At 60.8% G+C, this 13,777-nt stretch carries 14 protein-coding genes; 4 read left to right on the forward strand and 10 right to left on the reverse strand.

What is annotated here, in order from left to right; all coding sequences use genetic code 11:
• The 4 genes from AB3X86_RS17845 to AB3X86_RS17860 all read right to left on the reverse strand — a co-directional run.
• Positions 1–609: cytochrome P450 (locus AB3X86_RS17845; protein ID WP_368596996.1), on the reverse strand; the 609-nt coding region annotated here is incomplete at its 3' end.
• A gap of 269 nt (positions 610–878) precedes the next feature.
• Positions 879–1,199 carry a 2Fe-2S iron-sulfur cluster-binding protein gene (locus tag AB3X86_RS17850; protein WP_368597285.1) on the reverse strand — a complete coding sequence of 107 codons (321 nt, stop codon included), beginning with the start codon at positions 1,197–1,199 and terminating at the stop codon, positions 879–881.
• Positions 1,200–1,249: 50 nt separating this feature from the next.
• On the reverse strand, positions 1,250–2,056 hold the full coding sequence (locus AB3X86_RS17855; protein WP_368596997.1) for an SDR family NAD(P)-dependent oxidoreductase: 807 nt from the start codon (positions 2,054–2,056) through the stop codon (positions 1,250–1,252).
• A 48-nt stretch (positions 2,057–2,104) separates the two neighbouring features.
• On the reverse strand, positions 2,105–2,908 hold the full coding sequence (locus tag AB3X86_RS17860; RefSeq protein WP_368596998.1) for an SDR family NAD(P)-dependent oxidoreductase: 804 nt from the start codon (positions 2,906–2,908) through the stop codon (positions 2,105–2,107).
• Between the two features lie 327 nt (positions 2,909–3,235).
• On the opposite strand from AB3X86_RS17860, the gene AB3X86_RS17865 reads away from it, so the two are divergent.
• The 3 genes from AB3X86_RS17865 (at position 3,236) to AB3X86_RS17875 (ending at position 6,346) form a co-directional block, all read left to right on the forward strand.
• Positions 3,236–4,378: an aminoglycoside phosphotransferase family protein gene (locus AB3X86_RS17865; RefSeq protein ID WP_368596999.1), complete on the forward strand. Its 1,143-nt coding sequence runs from the start codon at positions 3,236–3,238 to the stop codon at positions 4,376–4,378.
• A 105-nt stretch (positions 4,379–4,483) separates the two neighbouring features.
• On the forward strand, positions 4,484–5,428 hold the full coding sequence (locus tag AB3X86_RS17870; RefSeq protein WP_368597000.1) for a spirocyclase AveC family protein: 945 nt from the start codon (positions 4,484–4,486) through the stop codon (positions 5,426–5,428).
• 45 nt (positions 5,429–5,473) lie between these two features.
• Positions 5,474–6,346 carry an enoyl-CoA hydratase-related protein gene (locus tag AB3X86_RS17875; protein WP_368597001.1) on the forward strand — a complete coding sequence of 291 codons (873 nt, stop codon included), beginning with the start codon at positions 5,474–5,476 and terminating at the stop codon, positions 6,344–6,346.
• 18 nt (positions 6,347–6,364) lie between these two features.
• Here the strand turns inward: AB3X86_RS17875 and AB3X86_RS17880 are convergent, their stop codons facing one another.
• The 5 genes from AB3X86_RS17880 to AB3X86_RS17900 form a co-directional block, all read right to left on the reverse strand.
• Positions 6,365–7,948, reverse strand: a complete 1,584-nt coding sequence (locus tag AB3X86_RS17880) for an AMP-binding protein (protein ID WP_368597002.1) — start codon at positions 7,946–7,948, stop codon at positions 6,365–6,367.
• The gene (locus AB3X86_RS17885) at positions 7,945–8,793 is read right to left on the reverse strand and encodes an alpha/beta fold hydrolase (RefSeq protein ID WP_368597003.1); all 849 of its coding nucleotides are present in this window, start codon (positions 8,791–8,793) and stop codon (positions 7,945–7,947) included. The genes AB3X86_RS17880 and AB3X86_RS17885 overlap by 4 nt, the downstream gene beginning before the upstream one ends.
• Positions 8,794–8,873: 80 nt before the next feature.
• Positions 8,874–9,791, reverse strand: a complete 918-nt coding sequence (locus AB3X86_RS17890) for an NmrA/HSCARG family protein (protein WP_368597004.1) — start codon at positions 9,789–9,791, stop codon at positions 8,874–8,876.
• 241 nt (positions 9,792–10,032) lie between these two features.
• Positions 10,033–11,016, reverse strand: a complete 984-nt coding sequence (locus AB3X86_RS17895; RefSeq protein ID WP_368597005.1) for a phytanoyl-CoA dioxygenase family protein — start codon at positions 11,014–11,016, stop codon at positions 10,033–10,035.
• Positions 11,017–11,055: 39 nt separating this feature from the next.
• Complete coding sequence (locus AB3X86_RS17900; protein ID WP_176111409.1) at positions 11,056–11,484, reverse strand: carboxymuconolactone decarboxylase family protein; 429 nt, start codon at positions 11,482–11,484, stop codon at positions 11,056–11,058.
• A 201-nt stretch (positions 11,485–11,685) separates the two neighbouring features.
• On the opposite strand from AB3X86_RS17900, the gene AB3X86_RS17905 reads away from it, so the two are divergent.
• Positions 11,686–12,639 carry a GlxA family transcriptional regulator gene (locus AB3X86_RS17905; RefSeq protein ID WP_368597006.1) on the forward strand — a complete coding sequence of 318 codons (954 nt, stop codon included), beginning with the start codon at positions 11,686–11,688 and terminating at the stop codon, positions 12,637–12,639.
• A 13-nt stretch (positions 12,640–12,652) separates the two neighbouring features.
• Here the strand turns inward: AB3X86_RS17905 and AB3X86_RS17910 are convergent, their stop codons facing one another.
• Entirely contained in the window at positions 12,653–13,633 is a 981-nt protein-coding gene (locus AB3X86_RS17910) for a LysR family transcriptional regulator (RefSeq protein ID WP_368597007.1), read from the reverse strand.
• Positions 13,634–13,777 lie beyond the last annotated feature (144 nt).

Genomic DNA, 13,777 nt, shown 5'->3' on the forward strand with positions numbered 1-13,777 from the left:
TTCCTCCACCGCGTTGCCCGCCAGCTCCGGGTGCTCCGCCAGCTGACGACGATGCGCGGGATTACGAGCGAGATAGAGCACCGCAAAGCCCATGGTGGACGCGACAGTGTCGAGCCCGCCAAAGATGACGTTGACCATCATGCCGCGGATCTCTTGCTCCGTGAGGGGCCGGTCGAACACGGTTCCATTCACTATTGCGCTGATCAGGTCCGTACCCGGCTCTTTCTGGCGCTCACGAATGATGCTCTCCAGGTAGCCGAACAGCATGCGCTGCGACCACTCTCGACGCTCGGGATCGTTGGCGCGAACGCTCGCCTCGGTCCACGCAAGCAGATCGTCCAGATCGGCGAGCGGGAGGTTCACGAGCCGCATGAAGATCGTGATGGGAAACTTCATCGCGAAGTCGGCCATGAATTCGCATCGGCCTTTTTCGCGGAAGCTTTCGATCAACGAGACAGCCAGTTCACGGATCTCGCCTTCCATGTCGCGTATCACTTTCGGCGCGAAGAAGCGGTTGATCAGTGCGCGATAGTCGGCATGCTCAGGCGGATCGGCAGAGAGCGGCAAGATCTGCATTGTTGTACTAGCGGGCAGCGTGATTTCGCGCATGGAAAACGGATCGTGATTGCGCTGCGCGAATTCGATGTCTTCCGCTCGCGTGAGAATCCAGTGACCGCCGTTGTACGGCGTCCAGATGATCTCCGGACCATCGTGCAGACGTTTCCATGCGCTGATGATGTCGGCTTCGCCGCCGGGAGGCTTGCTGAAATCCCAATCCACCACGAGCTCGTGAGGAACGTGGTCGGGGACTGGTACGAGAGGGACCGCGCTGTGAGACATGTGTGTTCTCCGCGAACAGGTTTTCGCCGTGGGCTTTGTCAGACTTGCGAAACGGGTAGCCGGACGACTAACCCATCGAGGTCGTTGGTCAATTGAATCTGGCAACCGAGTCGGCTGTTGTTGTTGGTATCGATAGCGCCGCTCAGCATGTCGAGTTCTGCGCGTTTTACAGGCGGAATCTTTGCGGTCCACCTATCGTCGACGTAGCAATGGCAAGTCGCGCAATTGCAATAGCCCCCGCAGTCTGCGAGGATGCCGGGCACCGAATTGTCGATTGCTGCTTGCATCAACGACTGTCCGGCAATCGCATCGACGATATGCTCGGTGTTGTCGTGCTCGATAAACGTAATCTTTGGCATTTCAGTGTCCTGATGTTTTGCAGTCGGGCGAGCCACGCAGTGGCAGTTACCTAGCTAACCGTGAAGCCGCCGTCCGCGGCGATGATCTGTCCAGTGACATAGCTAGCGGCAGGGCTTGCGAGGAAGAACACGCTTTGGGCGACCTCGATCGGGGCGGCCATCCGTCCCATCGGAACTCGGCCTGCACCAACGATTGGTCCTCGAATCTTGAAGGTCGCGCTGATGTTCTTGCCGCCTTCGCTGGCCATGCCGCCTGGGAGGATCGAGTTGACGCGGATGCCATCGGCTGCGAACTCGCTGGCGAGTGATCGCGTGATGCTATCAACGCCAGCCTTCGCAGCGTCGTAATGGGCATTGACGCCCCACAGCGTGGGTCGAAGTGCGCCAACGGAGGAAATGTTGACGATCGAGCCACCGCCGCCCTTTGCCTTCATACGCGTGATAGCCTCGCGGCAACACAGAAACGTGCCCCGCAGTGTGACGTCCTGCATCTGGTCCCATTGTTCGACGGACATTTCAAAGAATTCGGCTTTCGAACGGTGCGCGGCGTTATTGATCAGAATGTCCACACCGCCGAACTTTGCATCGACGGCGGCGAAGAGTGCCTTGACGGATGCTTCGTCGGCAACGTCGACTTTGCATGGAATCGCGACGCCGCCGTTGGCTTCGATCTCTGCTGCTGTTGCGGAAGCGGCATCCGGGTTCAGGTCGGCAATCACGACATTAGCGCCGGCCTCGGCAAGCAGCCGCCCGGTCTCGCGGCCGAGACCTTGCGCAGAGCCGGTAATAACGGCAGTCTTGCCCGTGAGATTGAAAATCTGCGCGAGGCGCGCGCCGATCTGCGTTTCACTAAACATGGAATGCTCCGGTTTGATTGGTCGATGAAGTTCGGGCCGCCGACGCCTTCAGCTAATCAGAAATCCGCCGTCGAGCGTAATCGATTGGCCCGTCATATAGCGGCCCGATGGCCCCGCGAGATAAAGCACCGCGGCGGCGATATCGACGGGGTCGCCCCATCCGAGCGGCAGACGTCGCTCCGCATCCGTACCGGGTCCGGTGAGTTGTCCTGTCTTCAGGCGAGCCTGCATATCCGGATGAAACTGAACCTTGCCGGGCACCGCGCCGGGCAGCACGCAGTTGACGAGAATCCGGTATCGGGCATAGTCGAGCGCTGCGGACCGCACTAACCCCGCGACGCCGGCGCGCGCGGCGCCATAGGCGCCATTGCCATTAAGCACGGCATGGGTGGCGCCCATGGTGGTGACGTTCACGATGCGTCCACCCCGGCCTGCGGCGAGCATGTGCTTGATCGCTTCTCGCATGCAAAAGAACACAGACTTCAGGTCGATCGCCATGACTTCGTCCCAGGCGGCTTCTGAGAACTCCGTAAGCGGGCCGTTATTGGTCATCGCCGCGCAATTGACTACGATGTCCGGGCTGCCCCAAGTGGCCTTGACCAGATCGAATAAGGCAATCACCGACGCTTCGCGTTCCACGTCCGTCTCGATGGCGATCGCTTCGCCGCCCGCCGAAAGGATCTTGTCGACGACCGGTTGCATATGCGCGGCACTGTGATCCGCGACTACCACCCGCGCGCCGGCCTCGGCCAGAACCGGCGCAATATCGATGCTGGAATTGCGTCCCTTGTCGGTAACGACAGCGATTTTCCCGCTAATGCCGAATAGCCGTTCAAGCACGGTCGTGGTCATCGAGTTGTCTCCTGGGGGGCTCGGTTTAGGCATTTTTATGAATTCTAGCCACAACACCCGGTACACAATGGTTACTGGACGGAACGATTAGAGTGAACGAATTTCACTAATTCCGCGCTTTCGCGAACCGCGAGAAAAAAGCCGGCTCGGCGCCGTGTTAGCGAGCCGTCGAAGCGGGGCCGTGCAGATAAACGCACGTCGTGCTAATAAAGAAACAGAAGCGCCAGCCGGGATTTCCCTCGTTGTAAGCCTTCAGACGTGCCGCGCAACATGCGCGTGGACGATGTCGAGCACGAACGCACACGGAACTCACAGGAGCGCGTCAAGATGAGTGTTGCGAAGAAAAACCTCGCCCTGACGGAATCACACGGGCCACAGTCAGACACCGGCAGGCTTCCGTTGCAGGTCGAGGAAATCACACCTTCATGGCTGACCTCGGCGCTCGCCCAGAGCCATGAGGGCGTAGCGATCAAATCGCTGGCTATAGACGACGTGATGTACGGCACGGCTACCAAAGTCAGGGTGCGTCTCGCTTACAACGCAAGAGGACGCGAGCTTGGCATGCCGGAGTCTCTGATCGTCAAGGGCGGCTTCGTTCCCGAGTATCGCAATCTGAACGCCTACATATACGAATACGAGGCGAGGTTCTTCAAAGAAGTCCATCCGTGCTTACTTGCGAATGTGCCTGCCTGCTTCTATGCAGAGACGGACAGTCGAAGCGGGCAGTCAATCGTGATCCTCGAGGATCTACGTTCTCGGCAAGTGGAGTTCTGTCGCGTGCAGCGGCCGCTGACGTTTGCGCAGGCGGCGGCAAATCTGGATGCCCAGGCGCGGTGGCATGCGCAGTTCTGGCAATCGCCTGCGCTCGAGAACGGTGGCGAACTGGGCTGGCTCCCCGCGCAGGACCCGCTGCCCGACGGCGAGGCGGGCACGTATCACTGGGGCCAACTGAAACCGGATGTGTTCGCCAGCTATACACAGTTGCCGCGCGGCGCTGCAGTGCCTAAGCGGTTTCATGATCGTGACTGGATGGAGCAGGCGCTCCTCGATCTGCGTGCTTTCGACCGGATCGGGCCGATGACGTTTCTTCACGGCGACGTGCACCTCGGCAACCTCTATTTCGACCGCGACGGCAAGCCCGGCTTGCTTGACTGGCAGGCGTATCGACGCGGACCGTGGGCCCATGACGTCACGTACTTTCTGATATCGGCACTCGATATCGCGGATCGGCCGCGATGGGAGCGTGAGTTGCTCGAATACTATCTCGAGCGGCTCGCTTTTCACGGCGTGGACAAGCCGCCGTCATTTGAAAGCGCGCTGGATGCTTACCGGCGCCACATCGTTTATGGGCTGTTCTTCTGGCTTGTGAATCCCGTGGAGTGGCAGGCGGAAGTCAACAATTGCGCAGTCGCGCCTCGGTTCGCGAAGGCGGCGCTCGATCACGAGATTCACGAGCTCATGGGTCGATAACCTGCGTATGCGCTTGACGTAGCCGCATCGGTAGGAGTACATTTTTGCGATCAACATTCACATAGGTGAATGACGGCGTGATGAAGGAGGCAACGCATGTCGGAAATGGTCGCCCCGCGCAGCAGCACAACCTGGCATAGGGTGTATGCGTGGGCAGCGCTCGGTGCGCTTTTCGCTTTTGCACAAATCCGCGCCTATGTGGCATGGATTCGTTCAGAGGACTTCCGCCCCGTGGAATTGGGCGCGGATCCGATTCCAGAGTCCGTGAAAGCGACGATCGACCATTACCAGTGGGTCAGCGTGCTGATCCTGATTCCAGTAGCGATCTGGTATGTCTACGGAATCGTCAAGAGTCGCCGCATCGACGCGGTGCGTTTGATGATGATCGGCTGGCTCTCAGCATATTGGCTTGATCCGTGGTTGGACTTTCTTCGACCGATGTTCACCTATAACGCCCATGCGCTGAACTTCGGCTGCTGGTGCCGTTTCATTCCGTTCTGGCAATCGTCGCATGCTCGCATCGCCGAGCCGATTCTGATCGACGCGCCAAGCTACTTCTATACCTTCACGGGCACCGCCGTGGTGGCGTTGTGGGCGATGCGTGCGACCCGCAAGCGTTGGCCTCGTGCCGGCAACCTGCGACTCGCGCTCGCGGGCTTCGCCGTGATCTGGATGACAATGGGCTTGCTCGACATCTCTGCCAGCCGGTTCATGGGGTTCGACGCGTGGCCAGGTGCGTTCCAGAGCGCTTCTTTCTGGGGCGGTCACTACTACCAGTTTCCGGTCTATGAGTTTTTGCTGTTTCCGTCTGCTTTCGTGGCGTCGGCCTTCATTCTGCTGAGCGTCGACAAGAACGGACATACGGCCATCGAGCGAGGCGTCGATCGTATCGACTGTCGTCCAGCGGTTCGCACGGCGCTTCGGGTGTTGGCTTTCATCGCATTTTGCAACGTACTGAACCTGGCCTACACGACCGCGATGGGTGTGCACGCGGTGTACGCCGATCCGTGGCCAGCGGATATGCCCAGCTGGCTTGCGAACAGCCGCTAGCCACACATTACCGGCCTCGTCAAACGCTACAGCCAACAACAGATGATGCATTGCCAGCCGCAGCGCTTCGCCGACGTAACGTATCGTGTAGAAGACGACATCGCTATCGTCACGATGGACCATCCACCGGTCAACGGTCTAGGGCTGGGGCTGCGCCGTGGACTCGTCGCTGCGTTCGACGCAGCCCAACGCGATGCGCTTGCTCGCGCGATCGTGCTTGCCGGCAGTGGACGCGGCTTTTCGGCGGGAGGCGACATTCGCGAATTCGGCACTTCTGCTGCAACGGCTGCGCCAGCGTTGTCGATGCATGTTCATCCGGTGATCGAGGCGAGCGACAAGCCGGTTGTAGCCGCTATCCACGGGTTCGCAATTGGTGGCGGCCTGGAAACCGCGCTGGTGTGCCACTACCGTGTGGTCGCGGACAATGCGCAGATCGGTCTGCCCGAATGCAAGCTCGGCGTGATCCCTCTTTCCGGCACGCAGCGTTTGCCGCGCGTGCTGGGCCTCGCAAAGTCGATCGATTTCATTCTTGGCGCTCAGATCGTGCGCGCAGGAACGTTCCGCGGCACCGCGTTATTCGACCGGATCGTTGAGGGCGATGAGGAGCACCTGTTGCGCGTTGCGATAGAACTGGCGCGTGAGAAGGTAGGGAGCACGTCATTACCGTTGATTCGCCGGCTGCCGTTGCCCGATTGCGATCCGGTTTCCGTGGTTGCCGAGGCGCGCTCACGCCTCAGCTGTAGCGAGGCGGTGAAAAGCGAGTGTCTGAATGCTATCGCCGCCGCGGCCGAATCGGCCGATTTCGATGCGGGTATGGCCGCGGCGCGTGCGATCTATGATCGCCTTATTTCGTCCGATGAGGTGTCAAGGCGGCGAGATCGATTTTTTAAGTCTCGCCACGACGGCCAGGCTCGATAAATATCGACCGACCCACTATTATTGCGCCGCAAGCTGCTTGCGCAAATCGCCTTTTTTCACCTTTCCTGAAGGCGTACGCGGCAGTTCCGAAACCACGCAAAGGTGTTCCGGCGTCTTTTGCTTCGCCACTCCCGCAGCGGCAAAGTGGGTCTGGACTGCGCTCAGATCGAGCGAGGTGTGTTCGTGCAAGACGACGACCGCACAGACTCTTTCGCCATATCGCGCGTCTGGCTGCGCGACGACGGCGACATCGCGCACGGCCGGGTGCGTGGCAAGCACTCGCTCTACTTCGAGCGACGAGATGTTTTCTCCCCCGCGAATGACGATGTCTTTCTTGCGATCCGTGATGGTCAGGCAGCCGCTTTCGTCGACGCGGCCGATATCGCCGGTCCGGAACCAGCCATCATGCGTGAACGCGGTCGCATTGAGCGCGGGATCGGTGTAACCGACAAACAACTCTGGTCCCTTGATCAGAATCTCACCGTCGCGTCCCGTAGGCAGGTCGCTGTCCAACTCGTCGACGACGCGCACCTGCGAGCCGGGTTGAATGCGGCCGTCCGTGCAGGCCCGGATATCAAAGGGAGAATCGGCCCATCCGACGCTCACTGTCGAATGCTCGGTCAGCCCGTACGCGCGGGTTCCGGCGAATCCGGCCTGGTCGGCGATCGCGACGTGCTCCGGCGTGACGCCTGTGCCGCCCAGGCCGTAAGACACGAGGGACGCCAAACTGCGCCCGTCGCGGCGAGCGGCTTCTAGAAGCGCCTGAAGATGGAACGGTGTGCCGCCAGAAAGGCGCACGCGATACTCATCGACCAGTCGCGCGGCAAGTGAGGCGTCCCATCGGTCCATAAACACCATTTCGGTGCCGGTTATGAACGGACGCAACAGGAAATTGAAGCCTGCAATATGACCAGCAGGGAAGGGTGTCATATACGGCCCTGGCCCGTCGATGAATGGAATCATCCACTCTGCGCCTACGGTGCGATGAGAGTGCTGCACGCCTTTCGGCGAGGCTGTCGTTCCCGACGTGTACAGCAGCAGGCAGGTATCTTCCGACGTTGGCAGGTCGACAGGGCGCTGATCATGCGTTGTCGCGGCGAGTCGTTGCAGCGCGTCAAATGTGATGCCGTTCGAGGGCGCCCGATCGCCAACGACGATAACGCGCTCGAGGTCGGGCGTGTTGCCAAGCGCGGCGACACGCTCCAGATAGTCGGTGCCGGACCAAAAGTCGGGCACGCAAAGAAATCGGGCGCGCGATTGTCGAAGGATGAAGCCGACTTCGGCGGGACCGTAGATGTGCACGATTGGCACGAGCACCGCACCAATCTCGAGTGCAGCCAGATACAGCAACGCAGTCTCACGCTGGGTGGGCAGTTGTATCGCGATCACATCGCCTCGACGCAGGCCGATGGCTCTCAACGCCCGGCCTATCTCTTTCGCGTCGTGCAGCAGCGACCGGGTGGTGCAAGTGTAGGCACCGCCCTGGGTATGAAAATGCAGCGCAGTGGCGCCGCGCTTTTCGACCGCGTGCGCAATCAGGGCCGAGAGAGGCAGCTCGGTCGACCACGGCGTTGTCGTCGGATCGCGCATGTCGGGGTTCATGCCAGCAATGCTCGTAGCAGGCTCACCAGCGCGAGTGGCTGGTCAAGCATCATGTGATGGCCTGCGCGTGGCATCGTGATGGGGCCCTTCGCGCCGGGAATCGCATCCACGATGCGGCGAGCGCGATCGGCGCTGACCACGCTGCTGCACTCGGCATGAACGTAGCTGACGGGTACTGTGATGCGATTCAGCAGGTCTTCCTCGCCTTCGACCGGCTGGAGAGTCCGCAGCTTCGGGTCGAAGCGCCATATCCAGCCGTCGGCGGTTTGACGAAGCGATGTTTGCGCGAGATGCTCGAGCAGCCACGGCTCGCAATCTTGTTCAGGGATGAGTCGAAAGCGACTGACGGCGGTACGCCAGTCCGGATAGGGGCGTGGCGGCGGCCGTCTTTCCACCGCAGGCAAGTTGTCGCCGCGTAGCATGAAATACGAATCGAGCACGATTGCATGCGAGAGACGATCGGGAAAGGTCGCGCACGCCTGAAGCAGACGCGATCCGCCAAAGCTGTGGCCGACCACGACGCACGGTCCAGAGCCGATTGCATCCACGACGGCGACGAGGTCGCGCACGAAAATGCCGGCGCTGTATTCCTGCCTGTAGGCACTGTCGCCCATGCCGCTGAAATCCAGAGCGAAAACGCGAAAGCGATCGGTGAAGAACGGCGCAATGAAGTCCCACCAGTGCGCGTGCCCGAGAAAGCCGTGCGCGAAAACGAGGGGCGGCTTAGCTGTGTCTGCGGCATTCCACGAGACATAGTGCACGCTGACCCCGCTGCCTTCGGTGAAGTGGGATCGACGCGGCTGCGTCATCGCGCCATCGAACCATGAGGGTGCACGGTCATTCATCGTGGATTTTCCATTGCTTGGGGCTGGACATAAGCAGGACTTCTCGCACGTGCGACAGATCGATTGCTTCGCAACGACCGCTATGCGAGTGGGATGCGCTGTCGATTCGCATCGATCCAGTCCACCATCGGAGTGAGCTGGACACCACGTTCGGAAAGCTCATCGAGATCGACGCGATACCCGACCGCGTTGATCCATTCCTGTGCATTCACCCATCCCGGTAAGAGTCCCTTTGCTCTGGCTTCATCCGGTGAGACGTGCGAAACGCGGATCTGTACACCCATTACGTTGGCGAGGCGCTGCGCGACTTCGGACATCGTGAGCTTTTCGGACGCCAGCGGCACGGTTTGCCCGTGCCAGCGTTGCGGATCGTTTAGCGCGCTGGTCGCGAGCGCACCCACGTCGTCGGCGGCAATCCAGTCGAGTCGTGCGTCGGGTAGTAATGCGGTGAGCAGCAGGCCTTCGCGTAGGTGCGGAAACATCGCGGCTGCTTTCGGCTCAGCCAGATTGTCCATCATAAATGCGGGTTGCAAGACCGTCCACGATTGGAAACCCGCCGAGCGAATGGCCTCTTCGACGTCCCATTTGTCCGTCCAGTATTTTCGGTTCCAACGCTTGTCGTTCCAGCCGGGAAACGTTTCGTGATTGCCCGCCTGCGCCACCGAAGTATGAACGAACTGCGCGACGCCCGCGTTACGTGCTGCGTTGATGAGCGCAAAGCCTTGGCGGCGTTCGCTGTCGCTGCGATCAAAATCAGGAAGGAGAACGGAGAAGACGGAACCGACGCCCTCCAGCGCTTTTTCGAGGGAGTCGCTGTCGTCCAGATCTCCTTGGAGGGCCTGCGCATTGATTTCGACAAGTGCACGCGCAGCCGGCGAGTCTGGATTTCGTGTCAGGAAACGCACCTTGCGCCCAGCCGCAACGAGATGCCGAGCCGTGGCACCGCCTTGCATGCCAGTGGCGCCGATGACCAGTACCGCGTCGGATGAATCGATCATGACTTGTCCCGTGGTCGAACGATACGCAGGCCAGGCGTGTCATGCCTGGACGGTTCGCGCGCGATGCCGCTGATCCCGGTGACAGTAATTGCAGATGCGCGGCCTCGTGCTCCGAAGCACGCGTTCTGATACTAGCACGATGTTCAATTAATGTGGGAGCGGAGCGTGAGCCGATGCTTTGGAAACGTAAGGCGTGAGGTGGCGCGAAGACGATGCCTCGTCTTCGCGTCTGATACGACGATCAGTGCTGCGGCCGCAGCGTTTGAACGAGGCCGCCTTCATGCGCAACGATCACTTCGCAGCCCGGCTGATAAACGTCGGCGATTTCGTCTCCGCGCAGACGGTTGCCCTGGAAACCGCGCAGATAGCTCGTCTCGTCGAGTCGCAGCACATGGTCGCCATGCGCGTCGCGCACGACGATCTGGTCCGATGCGATCGACGTCAGCGTCCCCACATACGGCAGGCGCGGCTCGAACGGGAAACTTCCGCCGTGCGGCAGAATGCGCGTGTCGAGAGAAAGACGAAAACGATCCGAATGATTGCTGAGGCCGGAGTGCGGCGTGCGCCGACTCATCAACAGGACGTCGCCCAAGCGGTAATTCGTGCGGCGCCATGCGTCTTCGGGCACGCTAGCGAGATCGATCGGGATGATCTTGTCGCCGTCTTTCCTGTGCAGACACGGAAGCTTGTGCAATCCTTCCGCTACGGCCAGCCCGCCAACTTGCGCATCGATATCGCTGAGCGGAATCCAGCAGATGATGAAATCGAGCCGGTCGCTGTAGATGGCATCTTCATGAATGAAGTCGAAGCGCGTGCGGCTTTTGTCGATAGCGGGCGGCGACGTGCGGTATTCGGTGAACGGCACCCAGTAAAGCGGTACGCCGAACAGCCGCTGAAAGAACGCACGAATCGCCGGGTCTTCCATCACGGTGCGTGCGGCACGCTGTTCATTCATCGCCTTCACAGGAAAGAAGCTGAAGTTTTCGCGTTCTTTGCCGGTCCATCGCACGTCTCGATCGTTGCGGTCCACGAAGCCGTGGCTGTCGAGGTGGTCGACCAGCAGACCGCGCATGCGCTCCAGCGGCTCATGGTCCAGAACGTCGCGGAAAAACAGGTAGCCGTCTTCGTTCCATCGTGCTTGCAGCGCGGCGTGATCGCCGATCAGGTCGTTGGAAACGTTGAATTCGCGCATTGCCGGCACGATATCCATGATTGGCGTGCTCATAAATTGTCTCCTTAGATCGCGGGGCGCTCCGATGGCGCCTTACAGCAAGCCGCGCTCTTCCGAGGTGCGGGTGGTGGTGTCGATGCCCAGTTCCCGCAGCGTCTCGAGAACGGCCGTGGTAGCGGAGGCGACGGCAGGAAAGCCGACATACGGGAGCGCCTGCATCAGTACACCTTCGAGTTCGCGTGCGCTCAGACCGTTGCGCACGGCAATGCGGACGTGGTTCTTCAGTTCGAGCGTCTGCCGGTTGGCAATGAGGATGCCCAGCGTGACGAGGCTGCGCTGCTTGCGCTCGAGTTTGTCGTCGCCCCATACATCCGCGAACGCGTAGTTGACGGCAAGGCGCGAAATGTCGGATCCGAAGCCGGTGGACTCGCTCGCGGCGCGCAAGCCGGCTGCCTTGTCTTCACCCATGATTTCGCCGAATACCTTTAAACCGTAGGCAAGCTTTTCTTCGAGGTTCTTCACTTCTGTCTCCTGTTTGACCGCGACGGCGCGGCTATTGGCAGCGGATGCGATTCCGCGTTCCCCGCCGTTCTGGTGGCCGGCGATAGCAACGATGATGCGTGCTAAGATCGCGGCGAAAGAGGATCAAAATCTGCATATTGGGGGATCGAAATTCGCAAGCCCGCCGCTCCGACTGAACCGGTAAAAGACGTTGCCGCGCTCGTGCTGCCAGGCAGTTATCTATCGAGCGTCGGCGCGCTCGTAGACGGATTCGCGCTGATCGCACGACACATATTTGGGCAGTTCGCTCCTCCCTACCGGCACACGATGAAGACCCAGGTGCGTCTTCTCGGCGCCAACGGGAACGACCTGGAGTTCGCCGGCGGGCGAAGGATGGAGAGTGACGGGAACCTGCTTGGCGATACCGAGTACCGCATCGTCTATGTCCCGGCTTTTGCGGTCGCCAGTGAAGAGGCACTCGTTACGCTCCTCGACCACGCGGAGCCGGTGACGGACTGGCTGCGCTGGCAGCGTGCGCGGGGAGCAGTATTGGCAGCGAGCGGCACGGCAGGGGCGCTGCTCGCGCAGGCGGGCTTGCTCGACGGTGGCCCGGCAGCGGTCCCGCGAGTGCTCAGAAGCCTGTTCCGGTCGCGCTTTCCAAAGGTGCGCGTGGACCCGGGTTCCACGATAGCCGAGCATGACGGCGTGCACACTTGCAGCGTGCCGGCAAGCGAGTGGCAACTCGTAGCCCGTCTGGTCGATCGTGCGATATCGCCGCACACCGCTCAATGGCTCGCATCGACGACCGGCACCGACGGCGAGCGCGAGGAAGGCCGCCTGACGAGCGACGATCCGCTCGTGAGCAGCGCGCAATTCTGGCTCGCGCAGCGTTTCGCTCAGGACTTCAAGATCAGCGAGCTGGCGGACCTCCTCGCCGTCAGTCATGCCACGTTGCTGCGTCGCTTTACACGTAGCCTGGGCGTGACGCCGCGTGCCTATGCGAGTTCACTGCGCATCGAGTCTGCCAAGAGGATGCTGCGCAACACGCAGATCTCCGTCGAGCAGATCGCCGTCATGGTGGGCTATTCGGACGTGCGCGCATTTCGCAACATCTTTCGCAAGCACGTTTCGACGAGTCCTTCCGCGTATCGGCGGCGCGGCACCGACCGCGAGTGAAGGCGGCCGGCGCTCAGGCCGAATATCCGTCGAGTTGCGCTTTGCCGAAATCGGTTGTCCGAAAGCGTTCGAGCAGGTAGTCCACGAAAACCCTGACTTTCGCGGGCAGATACTGGCGGTGGGGATAGTGCACGTAAATGCGTGGTCCCGCACCCTCCGCCTCGTCTCCGCGCACCCTGTAGTCGGGAAGCACGATCTTGAGCGCTCCGGAGTGCAGATACGGCAGCACCACAGGCACCGAGGACGGCGTGATGCCGGCGCCGCTGAGAGCGGCGATCAGGCTGGTATCCGGCTGACCCGCGACGGTGAGGCGGCCGCGGGGATGATGGATGAACGCCTTTTCCCCGCGATTGGTTCGTTTTCGCGTGCCGCCGGGCAAGCGTTCGAGATGAAGCGCCGCGAGCCCAAAAGGCATCCGGATGCCGATGAAGTCATGTGCGGCCAGTTGATCCGGCGATTGCGGCACGCCCCTGCGTTCGAGGTAGTCCTGACTCGCGACCAGTACGATTGGGTAGTCACACAGCGGACGGGAGACATGGTTGGTTCCTCGTCCGCGCGCATGCTGAATGCTCACGTCGACACCGTCATTGACCAGACTTGGCGCAACCTCGTCATAGCTGATGTCGATTTCGACGAGCGGGTAACGTTGCAGAAACGCCGCGATCACCGGAGTCAGGCAATGCCTTCCGAACGTGGGCGTCACCGAAACCTTGATCACCCCCTCCGGATGCTCAGGGCTGCGCCGCACATCCGCGACGGCTTCGTCGAGTTGACTCAACAACGGCGCCACGCGTTGAAAGAACTGCCGCCCTTCGCTCGTCAGACTGAGCTTGCGGGTGGTCCGGTTGAAGAGGCGCACGCCCAGTTCACGCTCCAGAGCGGCAATGCTCTTGCTGACGGCAGGCGGTGTGACCTGGAGCCGGGTGGCCGCTGCGATGAAGCTGCCGCAACGGACGGCCTGAACGAAAGGCTGCAGGTTTCGGATTTCGGGCATCGTCAATTAATGAAAGAAAGTCACTCTAGATGTTCCGTTCGGTAAGCAGTGTAAAGCATGGGCCATCGCTAGAATCGAATTTATCAGAGCCGGCTCGCGTCGCGCGTCAGCCGGGCAGCAGAACGTTCAGGAGACGACAAAACC

Origin of the sequence: Paraburkholderia sp. BR14374 (assembly GCF_040948685.1) — a bacterium.
Taxonomy (GTDB): domain Bacteria; phylum Pseudomonadota; class Gammaproteobacteria; order Burkholderiales; family Burkholderiaceae; genus Paraburkholderia; species Paraburkholderia youngii.